The organism is Paremcibacter congregatus (assembly GCF_006385135.1).
Lineage (GTDB): Bacteria > Pseudomonadota > Alphaproteobacteria > Sphingomonadales > Emcibacteraceae > Paremcibacter > Paremcibacter congregatus.
The window spans coordinates 802,353-828,710 of sequence record NZ_CP041025.1; the positions used below are offsets into that span (position 1 = coordinate 802,353).

Below are 26,358 nucleotides of genomic sequence, written 5' to 3' on the forward strand. Positions count from 1 at the left end.
AGTTTTTTCTTCTTCCGGCATTTTAGAATTATGAGGTAAAAGACTCCCATGAAACCTGTTCAATCCGCCCTTCTGTCCCTGATGGCCCTGGCCTTGACCGCCTGTGGTGCTGAAAAAACAACACAGGATATGACTGTTGCAACTGTTGATGCCGCCCGTATTCTGGCGGCCGATCAGGAACCGCAGAATTGGCTCAGCCATGGCCGGACCTATGATGAACAACGTTATAGTCCTCTGGACCAGATCACGGACAAGAATGTGGGGGATTTGGGGCTTGCGTGGCATTATGATTTTGATACCCACAGAGGCCTGGAGGCGACGCCGATTGTTGTGGACGGGGTGATGTATGTGACCGGCTCCTGGAGCCGGGTCTATGCCCTGGATGCGGTCACCGGGGATTTGCTGTGGGAATATGACCCGGAAGTGCCGGGGGAATGGGCGGTGAACGCCTGTTGTGATGTGGTTAATCGCGGGGTCGCGGTCTGGCAGGGAAAGGTTTATTTCGGAACGCTGGACGGGCGCCTGATCGCGCTGGATGCCACGACGGGGAAGCCGGTATGGGACGTGTTGACCATTGACCGCAAATATCCTTACAGCATCACCGGAGCGCCGCGGATTGTCAAAGGCAAGGTGATCATCGGTAACGGTGGCGCCGAATTCGGTGTGCGGGGCTATGTCGGCGCCTATGACGCGCTTACGGGGGAACGCGTCTGGCGTTTCTATACTGTGCCGGGCAATCCGGCAGACGGTTTTGAAAGTCCGGCGATGGCGGAGGCCGCCAAAACCTGGACCGGCGAATGGTGGAAGCTGGGCGGCGGTGGGACTGTCTGGGACAGTCTGGCCTATGATGCGGAACTGGATCTGCTGTATGTGGGAACTGGCAATGGCTCTCCCTGGAATCAGGCCCTGCGCAGTCCGGACGGAGGGGACAATCTGTTTCTGTCGTCGATCATTGCCGTGCGTCCGGATACGGGGGAATATGTCTGGCATTATCAGACAACCCCGGGGGAAATGTGGGATTATACCGCAACACAGCATATGGTGCTGGTGGATGTGGAAATTGACGGCCGGATGCGCAAGACCCTGATGCAGGCGCCGAAAAATGGCTTCTTTTATGTGCTGGACCGGGAAACAGGGGAATTGATTTCCGGTAAAAATTATGTGGCGATCAACTGGGCAAGTCATATCGACACCAAAACCGGCCGCCCAGTGGAAGATCCTCGGGCGCGGTATTACCAGAATCCCTGGTTGGCCTTTCCCAATCCCTTGGGGGGACATAATTGGCATCCGATGTCATATAATCCTGAGGAACGGATTATGTATATTCCGGCTCAGGAAGTGCCGTTCCTTTATGCACCGGATAAGGACTTTAAAGCCATTCGGCCGGGCATTAATCTGGGGATTGATATGGCGGCGGCGTCCATGCCGGATGACAAGGAAGCCAAAGATCAGATCATGTCCATGATCAAGGGGCATATTTCAGCCTGGGACCCGGTGGCGCAAAAAGAACTATGGCGGGTTCAGCATCCGGGGCCGTGGAATGGCGGACTTCTGAATACCAAGGGCAAGCTTCTGTTTCAGGGCAATGCAGCCGGTTATTTTGTCGCCTATGATGCGCGCAACGGGGCCAAGCTCTGGTCTTTCCCGGCACAGACAGGCATTGTCGCTTCGCCGGTGACCTATAGCGTGGATGGGGAACAATATGTGGCCATTCTTGCCGGATGGGGCGGGGTGTTTCCGCTGCTTGCCGGAGAAGCGGCGTTGAAATCCGGTAAAGTCAGCAATAATAGCCGTATTCTGACCTTTAAGCTGGGTGGCCGGGATAGCCTGCCGGACTGGAAATATGTGGAGCCCGAATTGCCCGCTCCGCCGCCGATGACAAATGATCCGCGTCAGGTCTCGGCCGGCAATGCCCTCTATCATCGGTTTTGCAGCAGTTGTCATGGCGACAAGGCGGTGAGTGGCGGTGTCCTGCCCGACCTTCGCTATAGTACCGCCTTGCAGAATGAGGTGTGGTTTGATATTACCGAAGACGGTATTTTGAAGGAGAATGGGATGGTCTCTTTCAAGGACCAACTGAGTGGCGCGCAACTGGAAGACATCCGTCAGTATGTCATTGAGCGAGCGCATTATCTGAAGAAGATCTCGGGGAAAACAGATTCTCTCAGCCAATAGAATAAAGATTATTTCCTGATCTCAGGGCCAGGCAACAGTAATGTGGGATGACGTGAGTATGTTTAAATATATCCTGAGCGGAGCTCTGGTTCTGAGCTTGTCGGGTGGCGCACTGCCAGCCTTTGGATCGGACGATGTGGTAGAAGAAGTGATCTCTACCGCGACCCGCAGCGCCACGGATCCGGCTGATTATGCCGGGGCTGTTGCGGTGGTGTCGGGGAAGGATCTGGCCTTTGGTAATGCAACTCATTTCAGTGAAACAGCCGTGCGGCTTGCCGGGGTGAATTTCGCCCGCAATAATGGTCAGGAATATCTCGCCTCCATCCGCTCGCCGATCCTTACCGGCGCGGGGGCCTGCGGGGCATTTTTGATGGCGCAAGACGGGATCGCTCTGCGGTCCAGCGGTTTTTGCAACGTCAATGAGCTGTTTGAAGCCTTCACCGAGCAGGCGGCGCGGATCGAAGTGACCAAGGGGCCGGGATCAGCCCTGTATGGCTCGAATGCATTGCACGGAATTATCAATGTCATAAGTCCGGCCGCGGACAGGAAAGAAGACCGTTTGTCTCTGGAAGGGGGGGCTCATGATTTTCTCCGGATGTCCCTGTCTGTCGGGACGGTGGGCGCGCGGCATGGTATCCGGGCGCAGGCCACGGTAACCCATGACGGGGGATTTCGCGAACAGTCGGGTTATGATCAGCAGAAAATAAGTTTGCGTCATGATTATAAAGGGGAGGTCTGGGAGGTCGCATCGCAGCTGATGGCCACCAATCTTGATCAGGAAACCGCTGGCTATATCAAGGGGTTTGAGGCCTATAAAGACCGGGACGTGGCCCAAAGCAACCCCAACCCGGAAGCCTATCGTCGGGCGAAATCCTTGCGTTACTGGTCACGTTTTTCAACCGAAATATCCTCTGGAATAAGGTGGCAGGCCACCCCTTATGTCCGGGTTCTTGATATGGCGTTCCTGATGCATTTCCTGCCCGGTCAGCCGGTGGAAGAAAACCGCCAGACCGGCGTGGGCCTGCAAAATGGACTTTATTTCAATGAAGGGGACGATCTGGAAATCATTACCGGCGCCGATGTGGAATATACCCGGGGTTCGCTCCGCCAGTTTCAGGAAAAGGCGACCACGGGATCGGCGTTTTTACAGGCTACCATTCCCGCCGGTCGCCAGTATGATTATACCGTTGATAGCCTGATGGCGGCGGCTTTTCTCCAGGCCCGGTGGCAATTGACCCCAAAGCTCCAGATGCAGGGCGGCGTCCGGCTTGAACATATGCGCTATGATTATACCAACAAGATGCTGGCGGGGCGTACGGACGAAGCGGGAAATGTCTGTGGCTTTGGTGGATGCCGGTATAGCCGCCCGGAAAGCCGTCGCGATGATTTCACCGGGGTTTCACCGAAACTTGGCCTGATCTATACTTTCAGTGCCGATCATAGCGGATACCTTACTCTCGGTCAGGGTTTCCGGGCGCCACAGGCGACGGAACTCTATCGGTTGCAGAGAGCGCAACAGGTGGCGGATCTGGGCAATGTCAGTCTGACGAATATTGAGGTTGGCCTGCGGGGTCGGGCGGGCCGGTTGCGCTATGATATTTCGGCTTATGCCATGAAGAAAAGTAACTATATTTTCCGGGATGCGGATTATTTTAACGTCGACAGTGGCCGGTCGGACCATATCGGCAGTGATGTTTTGCTGGACTGGCAGGTTAGCGATCAGTTGAGCCTGCGGACCAATATCAGTCTGGCCCGGCATCGCTATGCTTTCGACTATATGACGGGCGGGGTTAACCTCAGAAGACGGGATGTAGACAGCGCGCCGCGTCATTACGGCGGTGTTCAGGTAAAATGGACCCCGGTTGATTTCCTCACCGCCGAGCTGGAATGGGTGCATATGGGATCATATTACCTTGACCCGGAAAATGCTCATGATTATGCCGGGCATGATTATGTCAATCTCCGGGCGGAAGCGACCGTGACGGATAATTACCGTGTTTTCTTCCGGATTATGAATCTGACTAATGTGACGTACGCGGAACGGGCGGATTTCACCAGTTTTACCGCGGAAAGATATTTCCCTGGAAAGCCCCGGTCACTTTACGTCGGTCTGAAGGCGGTCTTTTAACAAGGCTGGCGGAGGAAGCAGGGTATTTCTCAGACCAGCAGGTCTTGGGTATAAAATTGTTCGTGAGAGAATATGGCATTCAGGATTCTCTCTTCTGTCTGGGCAATGGAATCATAAATCAGCTTCTGGGTTCTGGCTGGTTCGTCTCCCTTGATGATATCAAACATTATCCCTTGCTGTTCGCTCGAATAAGGGAATTTTTTATTGGTTTTGACATAAAGCCAGTAGATGCGCATGGCGGTATCTTCCAGCTGCCGGGCCCAGTCCTGCATCAGTGGATAGCCGGCCGGTTCGCAGAGCGTCAGGTTTAACTGTTTGTTGGCTTTCAGTATTTTCAGGGCGGACAGGTCGTCATTGACCGGCAGCGAAGTTTCGATCAACTGATTAAGTCTGTTCAACTCTTCAAAGTCGGCCTTGGCGCCGGTGAGAGAAATGATTTCCGGCAGTAGTATTTTTCGCAACGTAAAATTTTGTTTCACTTCCAGCAAGGTCAGAGGCGCGACCTGGGTCACTCTGGGGGACAGGGACACCAGAAACTGTTGGGCCGCCAGCCGCTCTATCAGGTTGCGGGCGACCGTGCGACTTATGCCAAACATGTCGCTTAGGATGTTTTCTGACACCTTTTGACTCGGAGTCAGTTTCTGGGTGACGATGGCGTCCATGATGATTTCATAGGCATCTTCTGTATCGTTATTTTGCGCCGGAGTTTTAGCCAAACCGATCCTCCATGGAATGATTAGATCAGTGTTTATATACGCTTAACATGAATTATTCAAGCTCATACATTACTCATTTCATTTTAACGCAGCCTTAAATATAATTATAGCTGTACAAATAAATTTTTATATGGTTCTATTTAAGAACAAAAAAAAAGGGAGAGAAAAAATGTTGACAAATAATATGAAGAAATATTTGATCTTGAGTACGGTTTCTGCGGTTATCTTGCCTTGTGCTTCTGCGGCCTCTGCAGAAAAGACAGAGGATACTGCGGTTGCCTTTGAAGAAATTATTGTCTCGGCGTCGCGGCGGGATGTGTCATTACAGGATACAGCGCTGTCGGTGACGGCTGTTACGCCGGCTGATTTTGCGGTGGGCGGTCTGGTATCTCTGCGGGATATTATCGAATATACGCCTGGCGTGATTTACAGTGGCGGCAGTTCCCCCATTTTGAATACCATTTCCATGCGCGGGGTTTCCACCACCATTTCGGCCCCGACAGTGGGGATATATATCGATGAAGTTCCGATCGGGTCGCGCAGTGGATTTGCCGCCGGATCAGCCCAGGCGCTGGACGCGATGCAGGCCAATATTGAACGTGTTGAAGTGATCAAGGGGCCGCAAGGCACCCTTTACGGCAGTTCTTCCATGGGCGGCGTGATCCGTTATATCACCAAGGACCCTTCTAAGAATGACATGTCCGGGTCTGCCAAGGTGGATTTATCCACGATGAAAGAAGGCGGTATCACGCAGCTGTATAGCGCCAGTTTGACAGCCCCGATAGTTGAAGACAAGCTGGGGGTGAATGTCTCTGGATATTATAAGGATGCTGACGGGTTTATCGATCGGGATGTCAGTGCGGCCACCGGAGCGGCGGAAGACGTCAATGGCTATGAAAGTTATGGCATTTCGGCAAAGGTTGTCGCCAATTTGTCGGATGACTTTAGCGGTTCGTTCCTGTATCTGCGCACGAAAACAGATTTCACCGGCGAGAATATCATCACCTTGAGCGGCCCGCCTTTTGTCCCGGCGCAGGGACGCTATTTGTCAGAAGAAGGGGCCTCGACTCAAACTGGCGCGTTTGATTTGTTCTCAGGTAACCTGAAATATAACTTCAGTGGCATGACCCTGATTTCGTCCACCAGTTATGAAACCCGTTCAACGTCAGGTGTGAGCGATCAGGTGGCCGCCTACGGGCCATTGGTGGCTTTATTTGCCGGTGTTTCACCGGATGTCATTACCTCGGCCCCGTTTGTCAATTCGACCGGTACGGATAAATTTGTTCAGGAAGTTCGTCTTGAATCGCAAGAAAGTACCTCCTTTGAATGGGCGTTCGGCGGGATATATTCCAAGGAAACCACCAGCAACAGACAGAAACTTTCCGGCCAGCCGGTTGACTTCGTCGTGCTGGATATTAATTTCCCGTCCGAGCTGGTGGAATATGCGGCGTTCGGTAATCTGACCTATTATGTAACGGAAAAATTCGATGTCACGGCCGGGGTCAGGGTTGGCCGCGTTGAAACATCGGTGGAAACCATCGATGGGCCAAATTTGATTGTCACCAGCAATCCTCCGGTTTTTCATAATGCAACCCATGATACTTATTCCCTAAGCGCCAGATATCGTCCCACGGATGATCTGTCCCTGTATATCAGAGCAGCGAATGGCTACCGGCCCGCCACGGCAGCTCTCCCGATTGCCGGGTTTCCTCCGGTCGTCGAGGCAGACACCTTGTGGAGCTATGAAATTGGCGCCAAAGGCAAAGCACAGGATGGTCTGATTTCCTATGATTTTTCGTTGTGGTATCTCAATTGGCGTAACTTGCAAGCCTCCGTATTTTTTCAAGGAGCAAGTTCTACGGCCAATGCCAACAGCGATGTGACGGCTTATGGTCTTGAGGGTTCTATCGTGTTGCGTCCACTCGACGGTCTGGAGTTCATTTCCAACTTTGCCTATACCAATAGTACTTTGGACAGTGATGAAACCTATGCCTTCGGCGCGCTGGCCGGAGAGAATATGCCGGGCCTGCCGAAATGGACAGCCTCAATCCGGGCCAATTATGACTTCCCGCTGGGGCAGGGCATGGATGGCTTTGTCGGCGGTGGCCTGCGATATGTTGGCGCGCGGGACAGCGGTTTTGAAGGCGGCATTGGCGCGGACGGCACCCAGATTAATCCTCTTATTCTGAACCTTCCCCAGGAAGATTATGTCATGGCGGATGTTCGGGCAGGGGTTGTCTGGGATAATGTCACCCTTTCTCTCTATGCCAAGAATTTGTTCAATACCTACACTTATATCAGCGGGACAGCGCGGCCGGGTGTCGGGGGGGCTTTCCGGGCGACAGTAAGTGTTGCGGAACCGAGAAGCGTGGGCGCAATGATCAAACTGGATTTTTGATTTTGTGAGAATACGTAATGACGGGAAGCGCTGGAATGCCTTCTGTTCGTGGGTTTCCCGTCATTCATTGTTTTATACATAAGGATGGATCATGAAAAGAATTGGTGGTTATTTCATAAAGCTGATGATAGTGCTCGGGGTTGGGATCTCCTCTGCGGCGGCAGCAAATAAAACATACGATATTGCCATTATCGGCGGGCGGGTGATTGACCCGGAAACCGGACTGGATGCGGTGCGCAATGTGGGGGTGACGGAAGGCACAATTTCTGTCGTGACCACAAAAGATATCACCGCCAAAACCATGATCGACGCCAAGGGGCGGGTGGTCAGTCCCGGTTTTATTGATCTTCACGCCCACGGTCAGACGATTCCGGCTGCCCGCATGCAGGCGCTAGACGGCGTGACCACCGGTCTGGAACTGGAGGCCGGCGTTCTGCCTGTCTCTGACTATTATGACCAGATGGCGAAAGAGGGTCGTCCGATCAATTATGGCGCTTCTGTTAACTGGGCCTACGCCCGGATAGCGGCTTTCCTGAATAAAAAACCGAGACATGACATTGACTGGTTTTTTGAAAGCCTGAAAGAACCTGTGTGGCAGGAAGAAATCGCCACAGACGCCCAACAGGCGGAAATCTCGGCTTTGGTCAGCAAAGGTCTGGACGAGGGCGGCCTTGGGGTTGGATTCCTGCTGGGCTATGCCCCGGGCACCGGGCGCAAGGAATATTACAAGATCACGGATCTGGCGGCGAAAGCCGGAGTGCCGACCTTTACCCACGCGCGTTTTCTGTCCATGCTGGAACCGGAAAGTTCTTTTGAAGGTATGGCGGAAATTGTCGCTGCCGCTGCGGGAACAGGTGCGCAGGCGCATATTGTTCATATGAATTCCATCAGCCTGCGGGACATTGATACCATCGGCGAGATGATCGCCACGGCCCAGAAACAGGGGGTGAAGATCACCACGGAAGCCTATCCATACGGGGCCGGGTCAACCGGGATCGGATCGGCCATGTTCCGGGGGCCAAAATGGCGGGAACGTACAGGCGGGATGACGGCGCATAATTTTGATGTGGGCGGGAAACGCCTGACGGAAGACGAATTTTCAGCCTTGCAAAAGGATCATCCGGGGACAGAAACCGTGATCCATTTTCTCGACACGACGACCGCAGAAGGTCAGGCGGTTCTGGATAAATCCGTCCTGTTTCCCGGGGGTGTGATCGCCTCTGACGGCGGCGGCTGGCTGGTGGACGGCAAAAATGTGTCGAAAGACACCTGGCCGATCCCGGAAAATGCCTGGAGCCACCCGAGAAGTGCGGCAACCTACAGCAGTTTTCTGCGTCACTATGTACGTGAAACCAAAACAATCTCTGTGCTGGAAGCGATCCGCCGGGTGAGTTTCGGACCGGCGCAAATTCTCGAGGATGCAGTGCCACAGATGAAGCGGAAGGGCCGGATTCAGGTGGGGACAGACGCAGACATCGTGATCTTTGATCTGGCGACCGTGACGGATCACGCCACCTATGAAAAGCCGGCGCAGGCATCGAGCGGGTTTGACTATGTTATTGTGGGCGGCGTACCGTTGGTAAAGGATGGTATACTCGATACCACAGTATTGCCGGGGCAGCCGGTTCGGAACCTGCAAAAATAATCATGGATTGCCTGAGGAGTATATGATGAAATTCGGACATTACCTTGTTATCGGCCTGTCGGCGGTCTTGCTCATTGAACCTTCCGGGGCGGGGGAGAAGAAGGCGGCGGCCTATGATATCGTCATTCGCGGAGGGCGGGTGCTTGATGGTGCGGGAAATCCATGGATACCTGCCGATGTGGCAATCCGGGATGGCAAACTCGCGAAAATTGGCCGGGTGGTTAAACGCGGTCGTCGGGAAATCGATGCGACGGGCAAATATGTCTCTCCCGGCTGGATTGATATGATGGACCAGTCTGGCCCGGCATTGCGACAGGTCGGCACGGCCCCCAACAAGATCAATATGGGGGTCACCACTTTAGTTGGGGGAGAGGGTGGAACACCTGTTCCCGCGGCTGACATCAAGGCCTATTTCCGTGAACTTGAAGAAAAGGGCATCTCCGTAAATTTCGCAACTTACTACAGCGCCACCCAGGCGCGGGTGGCGATCCTCGGGGATACCGATGTGGACCCGACCGCTGATCAATTGCAGCAGATGAAGGCGCTCGTGGCCCAGGCGATGGAATCCGGTGTTGTCGGAATCACGACCGCGCTGATCTATCCGCCATCCTCCTATCATAAGATGAAAAACCTGATCGAATTGTCCAGAGTTGTGGCGTCCTACGGGGGACTGTACGCCAGCCATATCCGCGATGAGAGTGCAAAATTGCTGGAGGCCGTGTCGGAAGCCATCCGTATCGGGGAAGAAAGCGGCGCCGGCGTGGAGATTTTTCATTTGAAGGCGGCCTATTACCCTAACTGGGGCAAGGACATGGGCGAAGCTTTGGCGATGATTGCGGCGGCCCGGACCCGGGGCGTTAATGTGGCGGCGGATATTTATCCTTATACAGCCGGTGGCACAGGGCTGGAAATTACCGCCCCCAGCTGGGTTTTCGCAGATGGCTTTGAAAAAGCCGTCGCCAGATTTCAGGATCCGGAGATACGCACGCGCATGAAACGGGAATTGGCGGCGGGACCACAGCCCGGCTGGACCAATCTGGTGCATGCTTCTGGCGGCTGGAAGAATGTGGTGCTCGCGAATTCTTACCTTACAGATTACGAAAAATTCCATGGCCAGAATTTTATCGAGATTGGCAAGGCGCTGGACCGTGATCCAGCAGATGTCGCCTGGGATATCATGCTGGCGGCTTACCCGGAACGGCCTGTGGCGTTGTATTTCATGATGAATGAAGCGGATGTGAAACTGGCTCTGCAAAGCCCGTTCACCTCAATCGGCAGCGATGCGGCTTCGGCGTTGAAAGAAGGTGATATTGATGCGATCGGTCTGCCTCATCCGCGCAGCTATGGCACCTTTCCGCGGATTGTCGCCAAATATGTGCGGGATGAGAAAATTCTGAGTTTGCCCGATGCCATCCGCAAGATGACGTCCTGGCCGGCGACCCGAATGGGGTTTGAAGACCGCGGCCTCTTGCGGGAAGGTCTGGCGGCGGATGTGGTGATTTTTGATTTGGAGGATATGCAGGATACCGCAACCTGGGATACGCCAACGGCGAAACCGAAAGGTATTGAGTATGTTGTGGTTAACGGAGAACTGGTTCTGGATCAGGGCCAGCATACAGGAAAATTGCCAGGACAGGTCCTACGGGGCCCTGGATATAAAGAAAACTAATTTTTTGTCGTGTTTAAGGAAAGATAATGAAGACAATTGAACTCAAACCCCCTTATTTGATTTTTGTCGGGGATGCGGTTGAAGAGAGCTATGCGAAGACAGGTTTTGGTATGATTGAATGGCGGCGGGAGCTGTGCAAAGGACAGATCCGTCTTCCAGGATGCCAAGTAGATCTAGGCATCCCGTCGCTGACCCTTGATCAGGCCGTAGCGGAAAAGGTGGGTTCCTTGTTGATTGGCACGGCGGCGGTCGGAGGGCGAATCCCGGAGTCATGGCTGGATACGCTGGTTGAGTTTGTCGAAAAAGGCATTGATATCGTTGCCGGGGTGCACACCCGTCTGAATGATATTCCCCGTCTGCGGGCGGCGGCGGATCAGTCCGGGGCGCGGCTGATCGATGTCCGGGTGCCGCCGGAAGATATTGCGGTGGGCACTGGTCGGAAACGTAGCGGACGCCGTCTGTTGACGGTGGGAACGGATTGCGCGCTGGGCAAGAAATATACCGCGCTGGCGCTGGAAAAAGACATGCAGGCGCAGAACATGAAGGCTGATTTTTGCGCCAGCGGCCAGACAGGCATCATGATTGCCGGGAAAGGCATTCCCATTGATGCAGTTGTGGCGGATTTTATTTCAGGCGCGGCGGAACAATTGTCGCCGGACAATGCGGAGGATCATTGGGATGTGGTTGAAGGTCAGGGCAGTCTTTTTCATCCGGGCTACAGTGCCGTCAGTCTGGGGTTATTGATTGGGTCGCAACCGGACGCTTTTGTGGTTTGCCATAAAGCGGGGCGTCATCATATTATGGGATGGCCCGATTTTGAAGTGCCAACGATAGAAGACGTTATTGAACGCACCATAAACATTGGGCGACAGGTTAACCGGGAAATCCGTTGTGTCGGCGTCAGTGTCAATACATCGTCGCTTTCAGAGGACATGTATGGTCTTTACCTTGATGACCTATCCGCCAAAACCGGCTTGCCGTGTGTCGATCCGTTAAGAGATGGAACACGGAAAATCGTCAACCGTTTGTTGATGGAATTTCCAAACATAGGGAGAAATGAATGATACAGAAAATCAGCTTTAACAGACGCCGGATTTTGAAAGCGACAGGCGCGGCGGCCTTGGCGTTCCCCATGATAAATATGGGCGCTCATAAGGTTTTTGCGGCGAGCAAAACGACGTATACTACCCGCACCATTGATCTGGTGAACAGCACTCAGGTCTTCGATATGTTATCGATTATGGCCCCGTTTGGTCCGATGATGCTGACAGCCTTTGGCAAGGAACCCAAGAAAAAGGATGGGTTGGCCATTACCGATGATTATATGAAGGTTCTGCTGTCATCCGGTGTGGATGTCTTTCATCCGGCGATGGGGCTTGGGGCGGACGAGGCGGCGGGCTTTGTCGCCCGTCTGAACGCTTTTGCCGCGGAACGTCCCGAACAGTTGCGCCGGATTGACAGTATAGCGGATTTAAAGGCGCTGAAAAAAGGCGAACGGGTCGGATTTATCATCGGGATTCAGAACTCCGACCATTTCCGCGAACTGGATGATGTTAACCAGTATTATTATCTTGGACAGCGGATCAGTCAGCTGACCTACAACAGTCAAAATCTGATCGGAACAGGATCGACAGATCGTAAAGATGGCGGCCTGAGCAGTTTCGGTGTCGGGGTTGTCGAACGAATGAATGATCTTGGTATGGCGGTGGATGTCTCTCATTGCGGTGACCAGACAACGCTTGATGCTTTTGAGGTATCGAAGAAACCGGTTCTGATCACCCATTCCAATGTACGCAAGCTGGCGGGAGGACATGTGCGCTGCAAATCGGACGAGGCGATCCGGGCGCTGGCGAAGTCGGGCAGTGTGATGGGTATTACGGGCGTACGTAATTTTGTCCGTGACAAGGAACCGACCACGCTGGAGCATATGATCGATCATGTGGACTATGTTGCCAAACTTGTTGGCATTGAACATGTGGGGGTCGGGTCGGATATGGATATGGACGGCTATGACGATGTGCCGGAACCGGCCTACAGCGCCCTGAAATCAGGTTATAAATCGAGCTACGCTTTTCGCAGCAAGATTGATACGGACGGGTTTGACCATCCGAAGAGGATTTTTGACCTGACAGACGGGTTGATCCGGCGTGGCTATTCTGACGGCGATATACGTCTGGTTCTGGGGCAGAATTTCAAACGTGTTCTGGGGGATATCTGGGGCGGGTAACGTCATAAAATAAAACAAGAAATTCCAAGTAACAAGAGGAAAGAACAATGAAGTCAAAATATATGACAGGGCTGAGGGAGATATTCATTCGCGCGTGCGCCGCCTTTATGGTGCTGAGCGGGGTAAGCAGCCTTGCGACGGCGGCGCCGGATGTCAGTAATCCGGTTGCAGTCGAGGCCTTTGTTGATGGGGTTGTATATCCCACCATGCGAATGAACCACAGCCCGTCCGGGGTTGTGGCGGTGATGAAGGGCGGCGAAATCATTTTTTCCAAGGGTTATGGCTATATCGATGTGGAAAAGCGCACGCCGGTGGATCCGGCGACCAGCCTGTTCCGGCCGGGGTCAATCTCCAAGCTTTTCACCTGGGTATCCGTCATGCAAATGGTGGAACAGGGTAAACTTGATCTTGATGTGGATGTGAACCGGTACCTGAAAAAATTTCAGCTTAAGGACAGCTGGCCGGGACAGCCGGTGACCCTGCGTCATATTTTGACCCACACGGCGGGTTTCGAAGACGGTTTTCTCGGTTATTTAATTATTGACGATCCAACGCGTATTGTACCACTGAGTGAATCCCTTGCATCGCATCAACCGGTTCGGGTCAATGCGCCGGGTGAACATACGGCTTATTCCAACTGGGGAACGGCTCTGGCGGGGCTGATTGTCGCCAATGTGTCTGGCCTTGAATTCAATGCCTATATCCAGAAAAACATCTTTGATGTTCTGGGTATGCGTCATTCAAGTTTTGTCGAGCCTCTTCCGCCCGCACTGGACGTCAATATGGCCAAGGCTTATGACTATGAAGCCGGGAAATATATTGAAAAAAACTATGAGATCGTCTCGAATTTTGGTCCGGCGGGGGCCGCGGCGGCATCGGCCCATGATATGGTTCTGTTCGCCCGGGCGTTGATGAATGGTGGCGCAGATGGGGATAAGCGTATTCTGAAGCCTGAAACATTGCAGCAGATGCTGGACGAAGGTTTTGCCCATGATGATCGGGTGCGGGGTATGGGCCTCGGCTTTCTGAAACGGCGTTTTGGCCCGGACGGGTTTAATAATTTTGGCCATGACGGTGCCACAACGAAGTTCCTGTCCCATTTCGGTATGTCTTTGAAGGAAGACGTGATGCTGTTTTCCTCTTTCAGTGGACCGGGCGCACGGCAGGTTCATGAAGCTTTCGTTCAGGGTTTCTATGACGAATTCTTTCCGCGCGAGGTTCCGGCGTTGACACCACCGGCCGATTTCGCCGACCGGGCGCAGCGTTATGCGGGTACCTACCACAGCTGGCGCAATAATTTCAGTAAAATGGAAGCCATTTTCCGGCCAATGGGGGAGATGAAGGTCGTGCCCATGCCGGACGATACGCTGTTGATCGGGGAAAAACGCTATGTCGAGGTTGAAAAAAATCTGTTCCGTCAGACGGATGACTATGCGCGGGTCGCCTTTCAGGAAAATGATCAGGGTGAGGTGACAGGCTTTGTCCTCGACGGCCTTGGGGTGATGCAGTTCTTCCGTCCATCGGTGTCAGAAACCATGGCCTTCAACGGGATTCTTGTGGGGCTGTCCGTGGTTCTTTTTGTCGGTATTCTTTTGCGGTTGGCATATCAATGGACGACGTATCGGACGCTGCAGGGCCGCGCGAAGTCTCTGTATCATGCGACACTTCTGGTGGCGGCGGCGAATATACTCTTCCTGGTTTTCTGTGGCCTCGGGGTGAGTGGAGGGCTGTCGGAACTGATGCATGGGGTACCGGGACTGCTCAAGTTCTCCTTGATCTTTCCGCTTCTTGCGACACTGGCGGCGTTATATCACCTGTATCAATCTGTACAGTTGTGGCGGCAGGCCGACGGCAGCAGCCTCTGGGCCCGCCTGCGGTATAATATCGTGACCGTTGCCGCCCTGTTTATGGTCTGGTTTTACGCCAGCTGGAACCTGCTTGGATTTCAGTATTTTAGCTAGGATGTCAGCTTACATATCAGGGGGCGATGCGTTCCGCATTGTCCCCTGATAACCACCTGATGTTGCATGAAACCGCTGTTTCTGGAGGACAAGATGAAGAAAATAATACGAAATTCTGTCGTGATGACGTCGTTATTGATGACACCAATGATGGTGACCGTGCCGTCGACCGCCGCTGCTGAACCCGCCACGGTCAAGGCGCACGCAGGCCTGACAACGGTCGAGATCGACCAGCTGGTTGAACGGGTGATGCAGACCTATCAGGTCCCCGGTATCGCTGTCGGTATCATCAAGGACGGGAAGGTCATTCACGCCAAAGGTTACGGGGTGCGCAACATCACCAAAAAAGGCGATGTAACAGCGGAAACGTTGTTTAGTATTGCCTCCACCGGAAAATCCATGACGGCGGCGGCGCTGGCGTTGCTGGTCGATGAGGGCAAGATTACCTGGAAAGACAAGGTCATTGATCATATCCCCGACTTTCGTCTGTATGATCCTTGGGTGACACGGGAATTCACCGTCAAGGATCTCTTGATCCACAACAGCGGTCTGGGCATCGGGGCCGGGGATCTGATGATGTTTCCGTCGCAGGATTTCTCTCGTGCGGAAATTATAGCCAATCTGCGCCATTTGAAACCGGTGAGCAGTTTCCGGTCTGAATTTGCCTATGATAATCTGCTTTATATTGTGGCCGGAGAAGTGATTGCCAGGGTTTCAGGTATGACCTATGAGGATTTCATAGAACAGCGCATCCTTAAACCGCTTGAAATGTCGCATTGCGGCGCGAATCTCAAGCGGCTGAAAAAGGAGAAAAATGTGGCGGATCCTCATATGGTGCGGGACGGGAAACTGCAGGCAACCATCCGGGACGTGCCGCTCGGCCAACCGGTGGTCTTTGCCGCCGCGGGGGGCATACAATGCAGTGTGGAGAGTATCCTGAAATGGCATGATATGCATTTGCACAAAGGAAAATTACCCAACGGCGCGGTCTTCCTCAGTGAAGAACAACAGGCGGAACTGTTAACGCCGCAGACCATTACGGCGGTGCGGCCAACGAGCCGGGACTGGTTTGGATCGCATTTTTCTGCCTATGGGCTGGGCTGGGGATTGTCGGACTTCAAGGGTTACAAGATGGCGCAGCATGGCGGTGGTCTTCTGGGTATGCTGAGCGACAACGTTATGATCCCGGACCTTAATCTCGGGGTTGTGGTTTATACCAATCAACAGGCAGGCGTGGCGCGTCCCGCCATCGTCAACAGCATTCTGGAGGCCTATACCTCTGAAAACCGCACGGACTGGATCCCGCGTCTGTCGGAAATGCTGGACAAACGACGCGCGAAGGCTGCGAAAGTGACGGCAGATATCACGGATCAAAGCGATAGACCTGCGGGACCATTCCCACAGTATGCGGGGATCTATCAGGACCCGTGGTTTGGTAAGGTCGAGATATCCCAGACCCCGGACGGGCTGTATTTTACCGCCGCCCGTTCCGCCCGTCTCAAGGGGCCTATGGTGCCTTATAAAAAGAACCTTTTCATTGTTAGATGGGAAGACCGGAGTCTGGATGCGGACGCCTATGTCAAATTCACCACTGATTATTCCGCACAACCCCGCGGTATTACCATGAAGGCGGTATCGCCCTTGACGGATTTCAGTTTTGACTTCCATGATCTGAATTTTCAGCGGATCGACGACTAATTTAAAATTGAGTATTATTTGTGAGACAGATTATGAATATCGTGAAAGTAGATGTGTTTAAACTGGATGTGGCGGTGACGCATCCGATCCGTACATTGTTGGGTTCGCTTGATGCGGCGCGCAATGTGGTGGTGAAGATCACCACGGACAGCGGTCTTTATGGCTGGGGTGAAGCCAGCCCGTTTGCGCCGATTACCGGCGACAGTCAGGCCAGCAATTATATGATGGCGCAACAGATCGCGGCTGTCATTAAAGATCGCGATGCGTTGGCCATTGATGCCCGGATGCGGGAAATCACCACGTTCACGGTCGGGGATCCATCGATCCGGTCTGCTTTCGATATGGCGCTCTATGATATCGCGGCCAAGGCGGCGGACATGCCGCTGTATCAATTCCTGGGGGGGGAACGTCGGGATATCCGCACGGATCTGACCATTGGCTGGCAGGATACGGTGGAAGAAACCGTCGCCCGCGCCCAAGGGGTTCTTGATGCCGGATTCGACGCCATCAAACTGAAGGTGGGCCGACCGGGACTGACCGATGTGGCCCATGTGGCGGCTGTCCGGGCCCTGATCGGTCCTGATATCGCGTTGAAGATCGACAGCAATCAAGGCTGGGACTATCCGACGGCTGTCGCCAACATCACCGCCATGCGCGGGCTGGACCTGCAATATTCGGAACAGCCGCTACCGGTCTGGGACAAGGAAGGTCTGGCGCGGTTGCGGGACAAGGTGGATCTGCCGATCTGCGCCGATGAGAGCGTGTTCGATCATCATGACGCCCTGAAACTGGTCAAGCTTTCGGCGGCGGATTATCTTAATATCAAACTCGGCAAGGCGGGCGGGATTCACACAGGACTCAAGATTAATGCCATCGCCGAAGCCCATGGCGCCAAATGCATGATTGGGTGCTTTGCGGAAAGCCGTCTTGGTCTGTCTGCGGCGGCGCATCTCGCCATGGCCCGGCCCAATATTGCGTTTCTAGATCTGGACTCCTGCTATCATTTCAAGGGGGACCCGGTACAGGGCGGCGTGCGTTTCGATGAAAAGGTCGGGGGTGTTCTGCATCTGCCGGATAGTCCGGGACATGGCGCCGATATTCGGGAAGATGATGCGGGCCTGCACAGCCAGATTGTGGTTTAAAATGTTATCCTCCGCCGTGTCATACAATTCCCCTACCCGTGAATGACCGGCATTCCTTCAGGGAACAGGCCTTGTATATCTGTATAATATGCCTGTTCCCTGATTTTTTACCGGAGCATTTTCTTCTGAACGGTTTCAGGCCATACTGCAGGGGCACTAACTATAAAAACATCAAAAAATAGGTAAATACAAAAGGGCGGCGTTCCATGAATAATTTTTATCAAAAGTATCTTCTTCCGGGGCTGGTTTTTCAGGGTGTTGTGATTGGCGGCGGATATGCCACGGGGCGCGAACTGGTCGAGTTTTTCCTGCCCTATGGACCCGTGAGCGGTCTTCTGGCCATGGGCGCGGCGGCGCTGATCTGGAGCCTGGTCATGGCGGTTTCCTTCGAACTTTGCCGTATGAGCCGGAGTTATGATTATAAGTCCTTTTTCCTGCAACTGCTGGGACGTTTCTGGTTTCTTTATGAATTTTTATTGTTGGCCTTGATGATTGTGGTGTTGTCAGTGATTGGTGCGGCGGCGGGGGAAATCGTGCAGAATTTATTTTCTATTCCGGCGTTGGCGGGAACGGCGCTTTTGCTTTTTGTCGTGGGCGGGCTTACGTTTTTCGGCAGCCAGTTGATTGAACGCTTTATGGGCGGCTGGTCCCTGTTGCTGTATCTTTGTTATTTCAGTCTCGTCATATTGTGTTTTATGACGTTCGGCGACGCAATCAAGGCCAGTTACAGCGCGGCGACGCTGACATCGGGCTGGGCCATAGGCGGTCTGCAATATGCCGGTTATAACCTGGCGACGGTGCCGGCGGTTTTTTTCTGTCTTACCCATTTGACAAAACGCCGGGACGCCTTGACATCCGGGATGCTGGCGGGTGGCATTGGCATGTTGCCTGCGGTATTTTTATTTGTTGCCATGATGGGCCATTATCCGGATATCGGGTCGGAAGCCATTCCCAGCACCTGGTTGTTATCTCAAATCGGACTGCCGTGGTTCTCCGTTATTTTTCAGGTCGTGCTGCTGGGGACATTCGTGCAAACCGGCGTTGGGCTGATCCATTCAATAAACGAGAGGATCGCGGCAACCCTTGAATCCCAGGGGCGAAAGATGCCAAGACCTGCCCGCCCGGCAGTTGCACTTGTCTTGTTGATCACGGCGGTCTTTCTGGCGAACCGCTTTGGGCTGGTTGCGTTGATCGCCAATGGGTACGGCATTCTGACGTTTGGTTTCTTAGCGGTTTTTGTTGTGCCTGTTTTGTGCATTGGGACGTATAAAATACTGTGGCCCACGGCGCCTGGCGCCAAGGTTGATATCCAGGGGCCTTAAAAAAACGTCCGGGTCAGCTATCGTCTGATAACTGACTCAGGGGCGGCAGACTCCAATCAATGGGTTTTTTACCATGAGCCTGAAGATACTGGTTGGTTTTCGAAAATGGTTGGCTGCCGAAAAAACCACGGTAGGAAGACAGAGGCGAGGGGTGCGGCGACTGCAGAACAAGATGACGGTTACGGTCTATCTTCGCCCCTTTTTTTTGTGCGTAGCTGCCCCAGAGAATGAAGACGAGATTATCATGCTTCTGGTTCAGTTCAGAGATAATGTGATCGGTGAATGTTTCCCATCCCTGTCCCTGGTGGGAGCCGGCATTCTGGGCGCGTACGGTGAGGACAGAATTGAGCAGCAGAACCCCCTGATCCGCCCAGGATAACAGGCAGCCATGATCCGGGCGGGGAATACCAAGATCACTTTCAAGTTCCTTGTAGATGTTGACCAGAGACGGCGGCGGGGTGATGCCGGGCCGGACGGAAAAACAAAACCCGTGGGCCTGACCCGGGCCATGATAGGGGTCCTGACCGAGGATGACCACCTTGACCTTGTCAACTGGGGTATGGTCCAGGGCGGCGAAATAGTCCGGTCCGGGCGGGAAAATATGGTGACCGCTTGCAAGTTCTGCTTTGAGATAGGATTTGAGTTGTTGCATGTAGTCTTTGGAAAACTCCAGAGAGAGCAGCGCCTTCCAGCTCTCTTCCAGTTTTATATTCTGTTCGGTGCTGTCGATCATACCTGAAAATTCTGTTCCTGTGGTGTTTGATACTGGCCCTACTATACAAAATCATCGAAATAAAATCACCGGTAAATTAATCATTGGAATTTTCTTCTGTTGAAGAAATGTAGTGGCAATTTACAGGGAATTTCCTTCTTAATGATAGCCTTCACCGGTTTTGACTTTCCCCCGAAAGACCCAGTAGGCATAAGCTGTATACCCCAGGATAAGAGGCAAAAGCACCATCGTTCCCACCAGAAGAAAGCTTTGACTTTCTTCGGGCGCAGCCGCCTGCCAGATGGTTATTTCAAGCGGTACGATATAAGGGAACAGGCTGATGCCCAGCCCAATGAAACTGAGGATAAACAGCAGGATCGCGGCAAGAAAGGCGCTGTGATCCGGGCCATGGTTCAGGCTGTGCCACAACCACCAGGTTCCGAGTACGACGGCAATGGGAACCGGGGTGACGTATATCAAGGTGGGCCAGGAAAACCAGATATCTACGAAACGCGGGACGAGCCATAAGGTGGCGCCACTAATCAGAATGATAAAAGCCACGGTGCCAATGGCGCAGCGTCGGGCAAACCTTCTGGCGATGTCCCGCAAGCCTCCTTCTGTTTTCATCACCAGCCAGGTGGCGCCGAGTAATGCATACCCGACGACCAGAGCAACACCGGTCATCACACTGAAAGGGGTTAGCCAGTCCCACCAGCCGCCGGCGTAGGTGCGGCCGTCCACATCTATGCCCTGGATAAAAGCCCCAAGGGCGATGCCCTGACACAGGGCCGCGATTAAGGACCCCATGGTGAAGGAAAAATCCCAATAGGGGCGATGGGCGTCATCACGCCAGCGAAATTCGAAAGCGACCCCGCGAAAAACAAGACCGAGGAGCATGGCGAGAAGCGGTGCATATAGTGCCGGCATCAGCAGAGCATAAGCGAGGGGAAATGCGGCGAAAAGTCCGCCGCCGCCAAGCACGAGCCATGTTTCGTTTCCATCCCATACCGGGGCGATCGAATTCATGGCCGTATCCCGGTTTTCTCCTGCGGGCAGGAAGGGAAATAGAATGCCGATCCCGAGGTCAAAACCGTCAAGAATGACATAGATCAGGATGGCGGCCGCAAGCAGGAAAGCCCAGATCAGAGGAAGGTCAATCATGTTCCACTCCTGTTTTATCTGTGGTGAAGGCGGCGGCGGGGGTGGTGCCGGCGGCGCGCAGAGGTTGCCTTGTGGGAGGGCCTTCTGTTTCGGCGACGGGTGTGACCGCCATCAGGCGCAGGGTGTAAAACACGCCGGCTCCAAAGACAATAAAATATACCACGGCGAAAATGGCGAGAGAGCCGGCCACGGCGGGGGCCTCAACCGGGGAGAGGGATTCTGATGTTCTGAGCAGTCCGTAAACGGTATAGGGCTGGCGTCCTACTTCGGTCACGACCCAGCCGGAAAGAACCGCGATGAACCCGGACGGGGCCAGCAGGACAGCGGATTTTTGCAGCAATCTGTTATGAAACAGGGTGCCGTTCAGGCGCGCATAGAGGCTCCAGAGGCCGAGGCCGACCATGAGTATCCCGATGATCACCATAATGCGAAAGCTCCAAAAAACAATCAGGGCCGGAGGACGGTCTTCCCGCGCCCATTCTTTCAGTCCCAGAACTTTTCCTGTCCAGTCATGGGTCAGGATCAGGCTCGCCATATTGGGCAGTTCAATGGCATAATCCGTGCGCTCTTTGTCGTCGTTGGGCAGGCCGAACAGAACCAGGGGGGCGCCATCGGTTGTATCATAAAGACCTTCTATAGCGGCTATTTTCCGGGGTTGATATTCCAGCGTGTTCAGGCCATGCAGATCGCCGGCCACCACTTGCAGCGGTGCGACGCAGGCCGCCATCCACAGGGCCATGGAAAACATGATCCGGGCGGGTTTGTTGGTCCTGTCCCGCAGCAGGTGCCAGGCCCCGACGCCGCCGACGACAAAGGCCGTTGTCAGATAGGCCGCCAGCACCATATGAACCAGGCGATAGGGGAAAGACGGGTTAAAGATCACCGCCCACCAGTCCTCGACTATGAACTGGCCGACCTCGTTAATTGAAAAGCCGGCCGGGGTTTGCATCCAGCTGTTGACGCTGAGAATCCAGAAGGCGGAAAATAGTGTGCCGAAGGCCACCATCAGTGTGGCGGAGTAATGTATTCGGGGCCCGACCTTGTTATGACCAAAGAGCATTACCCCGAGGAACCCCGCTTCAAGAAAAAAAGCAGACAGAACTTCATAGCCCATGAGCGGTCCAATGACCGGTCCAGTCTTGTCAGAAAAAACGGCCCAGTTCGTGCCAAACTGGTAGCTCATGACCAAACCGGAAACGACGCCCATACCAAATACCATGGCGAATATTCTAAGCCAGTATTTAAAGGTGACGAGATAGGCCTTATCACCAGTTTTGAGCCATAATCCTTCGAGAACCGCAAGATAGGAGGCCAGGCCAATGGAAAAAGCTGGAAATATGATATGGAAGGCGATGGTGAAAGCGAACTGAAGTCGCGCAAGAAGTTCCGCCGAGGGCAGGTCTAGCATCGCAAAATCCTTTTGTTATCCGCTGGAAAACCACTCAACTATACAATACCGGGGCTCAGTTTATGGCCAATGAAATATTCTGTAAAGCTCCAATTGTTACTTTCTAGTCAAAGTGTTCTAAGCGCGACCCCATTTTAATCCGGCCCTGTCAGTACCCCCCGCATTAACCGGGCGCCTGGCTAGTCCGGTGCGTGAAGTTTGCCGTAGATTTATAGTCTGGCCCGATTTATAACGAATAAAGATAACATTGTGTTGCCATAAGGTGAATGAGCATTAATGACGGTCAAAGCGGGATCATATGAGTGGCATGAGAAAGTTGCCGAACTGTTGGAGGCCGTCGGCGGTCCGGCGGCGGCGCAGAGGTTGCAGGAAACGCTTTCCAGCCTACTCGCCATGGACAGCTTCATAGTTTTTCGATACCGCTATTATGACGTCCCGGAAATTCTTTATGACAATGTCAGCCATGCCCGCCGGCAGAACAACCTGGATAATTATTTGGACGGGGCTTATCTGCTGGATCCCTTTTACCAGTATTTTCTCGAAGATCGCGGCCCTGGTGTGGTGCCCCTGAAACAAGCCGGACCGGATCATTTCCTGAAAAGTGAATATTACCGCACTTATTATAAGTTTTCTGGCCTGCGGGATGAGGTCAATATCTTCCTGCGCCTGTCCGACAGTGTTTATATCGTTCTGGCGATGGGGCGCAGCAAGGGCAGGGGGCGTTTTGGCAAGCAGGACTTGCAGCATCTAGAGAATATCCTGCCGATTATTCAGTTGTTTTGTCGACGCCAATGGGGGACGGAGGTGCTTGCGACCTCTGCGGCCCCCGCGTCTGATAATTACAACAGCAGATTTCTTGCGGCGCTCAAAAATTTCGGCGCGTCCTGCCTGTCGAAAAAAGAACGTGAAGTCCTGAATCTCCTGTTGATGGGGCATTCGGGAAAATCGACGGCGGAGCGGATGAAAATTTCCCTCGGAACAGTGAAAATTCATCGCAATAATATTTATTCCAAGCTTGATATCCGGTCGCAATCTGAATTATTTTCGCTATTTATCGGCGCCGTGGCCGCGATGACCGGGGATGGTACTGAAGATCCTCTTGTAGCTTATCATGCCAAGCCTCCCCTGGCGGAAAAAAAATTCCTATAACTTTGTATATATGGTCCTGTCGCTTCTGATCCGGTATACTTTCCCTAATTTTTAGATTTGGGAATAGACATTATGAATCTGAGCGATACATCTTTAGTGCGCCACGAGGCCTATATCAACGGCGCATGGACGTCGGCAGCTTCCGGCAAGAGTTTTCCGGTCACCAATCCGGCCAACGGCAAGGAATTGGCGATGGTGACAGATGCCGGTGTTGGAGAGACACAAGCGGCGATCACGGCGGCGGCCGAGGCCTTGGCCGGCTGGGCGGCGAAAACCGCGAAAGAACGTGCCGCCATTCTGCGCAAGTGGCATGACCTTATTCTGGATAACAAGCAGGATCTGGCGGAGATGATGAGCGCGGAACAGGGCAAGCCTCTGGCGGAATCTCTGGGCGAGATCGCATATGGCGCTTCCTATATCGAATGGTATGCGGAAGAGGCCAAACGGGTATATGGGGATATCATCCCGTCCCCCGGAGCCGATAAGCGCATTCTGGTTCTGAAACAACCGGTCGGAGTTGTGGCGGCCATCACGCCATGGAATTTCCCCAACGCCATGATCACCCGCAAGGTCGCTCCGGCTTTGGCGGCGGGCTGTAGCGTGATTGTCAAGCCCAGCGAGGAAACGCCTTTGTCTGCTCTGGCACTGGCGGAACTTGGGGCGCGGGCCGGTATTCCCGGCGGGGTGTTGAACATCCTGCCGACCAGCGATTCTGCGGGTGTCGGAGAAGTTCTGACGGCGAGCCCGGTGGTTCGTAAACTGTCCTTCACAGGTTCCACGGCGGTCGGCAAAAAACTGATCCGGCAATGTGCCGATACGGTGAAGAAAGTGTCTATGGAACTCGGCGGCAATGCACCGTTTATTGTCTTTGACGATGCGGATATGGATCAGGCGATTGCTGGCGTCATGGCGTCAAAATACCGTAATGCCGGTCAGACCTGTGTCTGCGCCAATCGCATTCTGGTGCAGGATGGCATATATGACGCCTTTGCCGCAAAATTGAAGCAGGCGGTGAACGACCTGATTGTCGGGTCGTATGACAGCGAGAATGTCACCACCGGCCCGCTGATCAATGAAGCAGCGGTCTGCAAGGTCGAGGGACTGGTGGGGTCTGCGGTAAAAGGCGGCGCCAAGCTTCTTGTCGGTGGCGCGCGCCACGCAAAAGGCGGGCAGTTTTATAGCCCGACCATTCTGACTGATGTAACCCGCGACATGGATATTTTCTCGGAGGAAATTTTTGGCCCGGTGGCGCCCTTGTTCCGTTTTGAAACCGAAGAACAGGCGGTCGCGATGGCCAACGACACTATTTACGGTTTGGCATCCTATTTCTACAGCACTGACCTTGCCCGGATCTGGCGGGTTTCAGAGGCGTTGGAATATGGCATGGTGGGAGTTAATGAGGGCATTATCTCTAACGAAGCGGCGCCGTTTGGCGGAGTGAAGCAGTCCGGTATGGGGCGTGAAGGCTCTAAATACGGCCTGGATGACTATCTGGAAATTAAATATATCTGCCTTGGCGGAATGTAATGAGTAAGGAATGATGATGTTGACAAATAAAGACCTGCAGGCCCGTCGTGAAGCGGCCGTTCCCCCCGGTGTCGCCACCATGTTGCCGATTTTCGCCGCAAAAGCGAAAAATGCAGAGATATGGGATGTAGAAGGCAAGCGTTATATTGATTTTGCCGGCGGCATCGCCGTGATCAATACCGGACATAACCATCCTAAAATTATGGTGGCGGTCAAGGAACAGCTCGACTGTTTTAGTCATACGTGTTTTCAGATCACGCCTTATGCCAGCTATATCGAACTGGCGGAAAAGCTCAATGATCTGGTGCCGGGTGATACGCCGAAACAGACCCTGTTTCTTTCCACTGGCGCGGAAGCGGTGGAAAACGCCATCAAGATCGCCCGCAGCCATACCGGCCGGTCCGGCGTGATCGCCTTTTCCGGCGGATTTCATGGCAGAACCATGATGGGCATGGCGCTGACCGGCAAAGTGGTGCCGTATAAAGTCGGTTTCGGGCCATTCCCCGGAGAGGTTTTTCACGTTCCCTTTCCCAATGCGACCTGCGGGGTTAGTGAAGCGGATTCCCTGAAGGCCGTAGACGACCTGTTTGCATCAGAAATTGAGCCGTCCCGGGTGGCGGCGATGATCATTGAACCGGTTCAGGGCGAGGGTGGATTTAATATCGCATCTCCGGCTTTTCTTAAGGCTTTGCGCGCGCTCTGTGACCGGCACGGCATTCTGTTGATTGTCGATGAAATTCAGACAGGATTTGCCCGTACCGGTAAAATGTTCGCCACCGATTATGCCGGTATTGAACCAGATATGATGACATTGGCCAAAAGCCTGGCGGGCGGGTTTCCCCTGTCGGCGGTGACCGGCAAGGCCGAGATTATGCAGTCGGCCAAACCCGGCGGTCTGGGCGGCACCTATGCCGGATCGCCTTTGGGCTGTGCGGCGGCGCTGGCGGTACTGGAGGTGATCGAGGAAGAACAGCTTAACACCCGCTCAATGGCACTCGGCGCGTTGATTGTCGATCATTTGACCCAGATGAAACAGGACCCGGCGCTTGATTGTATTGGCGAGATCAGAAATCTTGGGGCGATGGTTGCCGTGGAACTGGTGCGGGAAAATGACATGACGCAAGCCGCGCCCGAACTGGCCAAGGCGTTGGTGCAGGAAGTGGCGAAAGACGGCCTTATTCTTTTATCCTGTGGCGTGCGGGGCAATGTGATCCGCTTTCTGTCCCCCCTGACCATTCCGGACGCACAGGTGGTGGAAGGCATGACGATCATTCATACCGCCCTGAAGCGCCTGGGTAAAATCAGGCAGGCGGCCTGATC

18 protein-coding genes are annotated in these 26,358 nt (G+C 53.7%); 14 read left to right on the plus strand and 4 right to left on the minus strand.

Features of this window, described 5'->3' with window-relative positions; genetic code table 11:
- Positions 1-48: 48 nt before the first annotated feature.
- Together FIV45_RS03450 and FIV45_RS03455 are read left to right on the plus strand one after the other, a co-directional pair.
- Positions 49-2,175, plus strand: coding sequence for a PQQ-dependent dehydrogenase, methanol/ethanol family (locus FIV45_RS03450; RefSeq protein ID WP_099470973.1), 2,127 nt, complete (start codon positions 49-51; stop codon positions 2,173-2,175).
- Positions 2,176-2,233: 58 nt separating this feature from the next.
- Positions 2,234-4,303, plus strand: coding sequence for a TonB-dependent receptor (locus FIV45_RS03455; protein ID WP_165776870.1), 2,070 nt, complete (start codon positions 2,234-2,236; stop codon positions 4,301-4,303).
- 29 nt (positions 4,304-4,332) lie between these two features.
- Here the strand turns inward: FIV45_RS03455 and FIV45_RS03460 are convergent, their stop codons facing one another.
- Positions 4,333-5,019, minus strand: coding sequence for a GntR family transcriptional regulator (locus FIV45_RS03460; RefSeq protein WP_204601969.1), 687 nt, complete (start codon positions 5,017-5,019; stop codon positions 4,333-4,335).
- A 169-nt stretch (positions 5,020-5,188) separates the two neighbouring features.
- Between FIV45_RS03460 and FIV45_RS03465 the strand changes: the two genes are divergently transcribed.
- From FIV45_RS03465 to FIV45_RS03505, 9 genes are all read left to right on the plus strand, one after another.
- Positions 5,189-7,417 (plus strand): TonB-dependent receptor, encoded by a 2,229-nt coding sequence (locus FIV45_RS03465; protein ID WP_165776871.1) that lies wholly within the window; start codon positions 5,189-5,191, stop codon positions 7,415-7,417.
- Positions 7,418-7,508: 91 nt separating this feature from the next.
- A complete protein-coding gene (locus FIV45_RS03470) occupies positions 7,509-9,062 on the plus strand; it encodes an amidohydrolase family protein (RefSeq protein ID WP_099470976.1) in 1,554 nt (517 codons plus the stop codon).
- Positions 9,063-9,087: 25 nt separating this feature from the next.
- A complete protein-coding gene (locus FIV45_RS03475) occupies positions 9,088-10,731 on the plus strand; it encodes an N-acyl-D-amino-acid deacylase family protein (RefSeq protein WP_099470977.1) in 1,644 nt (547 codons plus the stop codon).
- Between the two features lie 26 nt (positions 10,732-10,757).
- Positions 10,758-11,795: an N-acetyltransferase DgcN family protein gene (locus tag FIV45_RS03480; RefSeq protein WP_099470978.1), complete on the plus strand. Its 1,038-nt coding sequence runs from the start codon at positions 10,758-10,760 to the stop codon at positions 11,793-11,795.
- Positions 11,792-12,958 (plus strand): dipeptidase, encoded by a 1,167-nt coding sequence (locus tag FIV45_RS03485; RefSeq protein ID WP_099470979.1) that lies wholly within the window; start codon positions 11,792-11,794, stop codon positions 12,956-12,958. Before FIV45_RS03480 ends, FIV45_RS03485 begins: the two co-directional genes overlap by 4 nt.
- A 47-nt stretch (positions 12,959-13,005) precedes the next feature.
- Positions 13,006-14,919: a serine hydrolase domain-containing protein gene (locus FIV45_RS03490; protein WP_204601972.1), complete on the plus strand. Its 1,914-nt coding sequence runs from the start codon at positions 13,006-13,008 to the stop codon at positions 14,917-14,919.
- Between the two features lie 93 nt (positions 14,920-15,012).
- On the plus strand, positions 15,013-16,617 hold the full coding sequence (locus FIV45_RS03495) for a serine hydrolase (protein WP_204601973.1): 1,605 nt from the start codon (positions 15,013-15,015) through the stop codon (positions 16,615-16,617).
- A gap of 20 nt (positions 16,618-16,637) precedes the next feature.
- A complete protein-coding gene (locus FIV45_RS03500; RefSeq protein WP_133118507.1) occupies positions 16,638-17,759 on the plus strand; it encodes a mandelate racemase/muconate lactonizing enzyme family protein in 1,122 nt (373 codons plus the stop codon).
- 206 nt (positions 17,760-17,965) lie between these two features.
- The gene (locus tag FIV45_RS03505; RefSeq protein WP_099470982.1) at positions 17,966-19,081 is read left to right on the plus strand and encodes a YkvI family membrane protein; all 1,116 of its coding nucleotides are present in this window, start codon (positions 17,966-17,968) and stop codon (positions 19,079-19,081) included.
- A 13-nt stretch (positions 19,082-19,094) separates the two neighbouring features.
- Here FIV45_RS03505 and ung read toward each other — a convergent pair whose 3' ends face one another.
- From ung to FIV45_RS03520, 3 genes are all read right to left on the minus strand, one after another.
- The gene (gene ung, locus FIV45_RS03510) at positions 19,095-19,814 is read right to left on the minus strand and encodes a uracil-DNA glycosylase (protein ID WP_099470983.1); all 720 of its coding nucleotides are present in this window, start codon (positions 19,812-19,814) and stop codon (positions 19,095-19,097) included.
- A 138-nt stretch (positions 19,815-19,952) separates the two neighbouring features.
- The gene (cydB, locus tag FIV45_RS03515; protein WP_099470984.1) at positions 19,953-20,954 is read right to left on the minus strand and encodes a cytochrome d ubiquinol oxidase subunit II; all 1,002 of its coding nucleotides are present in this window, start codon (positions 20,952-20,954) and stop codon (positions 19,953-19,955) included.
- The gene (locus tag FIV45_RS03520; RefSeq protein WP_099470985.1) at positions 20,947-22,362 is read right to left on the minus strand and encodes a cytochrome ubiquinol oxidase subunit I; all 1,416 of its coding nucleotides are present in this window, start codon (positions 22,360-22,362) and stop codon (positions 20,947-20,949) included. The genes cydB and FIV45_RS03520 overlap by 8 nt, the downstream gene beginning before the upstream one ends.
- Positions 22,363-22,638: 276 nt before the next feature.
- On the opposite strand from FIV45_RS03520, the gene FIV45_RS03525 reads away from it, so the two are divergent.
- The 3 genes from FIV45_RS03525 (at position 22,639) to gabT (ending at position 26,356) form a co-directional block, all read left to right on the plus strand.
- Positions 22,639-23,511: a helix-turn-helix domain-containing protein gene (locus FIV45_RS03525; protein WP_099470986.1), complete on the plus strand. Its 873-nt coding sequence runs from the start codon at positions 22,639-22,641 to the stop codon at positions 23,509-23,511.
- Between the two features lie 72 nt (positions 23,512-23,583).
- Positions 23,584-25,038 carry an NAD-dependent succinate-semialdehyde dehydrogenase gene (locus FIV45_RS03530; RefSeq protein ID WP_099470987.1) on the plus strand — a complete coding sequence of 485 codons (1,455 nt, stop codon included), beginning with the start codon at positions 23,584-23,586 and terminating at the stop codon, positions 25,036-25,038.
- 10 nt (positions 25,039-25,048) lie between these two features.
- Positions 25,049-26,356, plus strand: a complete 1,308-nt coding sequence (gene gabT, locus FIV45_RS03535; RefSeq protein WP_099470988.1) for a 4-aminobutyrate--2-oxoglutarate transaminase — start codon at positions 25,049-25,051, stop codon at positions 26,354-26,356.
- Positions 26,357-26,358 lie beyond the last annotated feature (2 nt).

What these genes read in the sequence shown, in the direction of transcription:
- FIV45_RS03450 (WP_099470973.1), top strand. Translation starts at nt 49, where the DNA reads ATGAAACCTGTTCAATCCGCCCTTCTGTCCCTGATGGCCCTGGCCTTG.
- FIV45_RS03455 (WP_165776870.1), top strand. Translation starts at nt 2,234, where the DNA reads ATGTTTAAATATATCCTGAGCGGAGCTCTGGTTCTGAGCTTGTCGGGT.
- FIV45_RS03465 (WP_165776871.1), top strand. Translation starts at nt 5,189, where the DNA reads ATGTTGACAAATAATATGAAGAAATATTTGATCTTGAGTACGGTTTCT.
- FIV45_RS03470 (WP_099470976.1), top strand. Translation starts at nt 7,509, where the DNA reads ATGAAAAGAATTGGTGGTTATTTCATAAAGCTGATGATAGTGCTCGGG.
- FIV45_RS03475 (WP_099470977.1), top strand. Translation starts at nt 9,088, where the DNA reads ATGAAATTCGGACATTACCTTGTTATCGGCCTGTCGGCGGTCTTGCTC.
- FIV45_RS03480 (WP_099470978.1), top strand. Translation starts at nt 10,758, where the DNA reads ATGAAGACAATTGAACTCAAACCCCCTTATTTGATTTTTGTCGGGGAT.
- FIV45_RS03485 (WP_099470979.1), top strand. Translation starts at nt 11,792, where the DNA reads ATGATACAGAAAATCAGCTTTAACAGACGCCGGATTTTGAAAGCGACA.
- FIV45_RS03490 (WP_204601972.1), top strand. Translation starts at nt 13,006, where the DNA reads ATGAAGTCAAAATATATGACAGGGCTGAGGGAGATATTCATTCGCGCG.
- FIV45_RS03495 (WP_204601973.1), top strand. Translation starts at nt 15,013, where the DNA reads ATGAAGAAAATAATACGAAATTCTGTCGTGATGACGTCGTTATTGATG.
- FIV45_RS03505 (WP_099470982.1), top strand. Translation starts at nt 17,966, where the DNA reads ATGAATAATTTTTATCAAAAGTATCTTCTTCCGGGGCTGGTTTTTCAG.
- ung (WP_099470983.1), bottom strand. Translation starts at nt 19,814, where the DNA reads ATGATCGACAGCACCGAACAGAATATAAAACTGGAAGAGAGCTGGAAG.
- cydB (WP_099470984.1), bottom strand. Translation starts at nt 20,954, where the DNA reads ATGATTGACCTTCCTCTGATCTGGGCTTTCCTGCTTGCGGCCGCCATC.
- FIV45_RS03520 (WP_099470985.1), bottom strand. Translation starts at nt 22,362, where the DNA reads ATGCTAGACCTGCCCTCGGCGGAACTTCTTGCGCGACTTCAGTTCGCT.
- FIV45_RS03525 (WP_099470986.1), top strand. Translation starts at nt 22,639, where the DNA reads ATGACGGTCAAAGCGGGATCATATGAGTGGCATGAGAAAGTTGCCGAA.
- FIV45_RS03530 (WP_099470987.1), top strand. Translation starts at nt 23,584, where the DNA reads ATGAATCTGAGCGATACATCTTTAGTGCGCCACGAGGCCTATATCAAC.
- gabT (WP_099470988.1), top strand. Translation starts at nt 25,049, where the DNA reads ATGATGATGTTGACAAATAAAGACCTGCAGGCCCGTCGTGAAGCGGCC.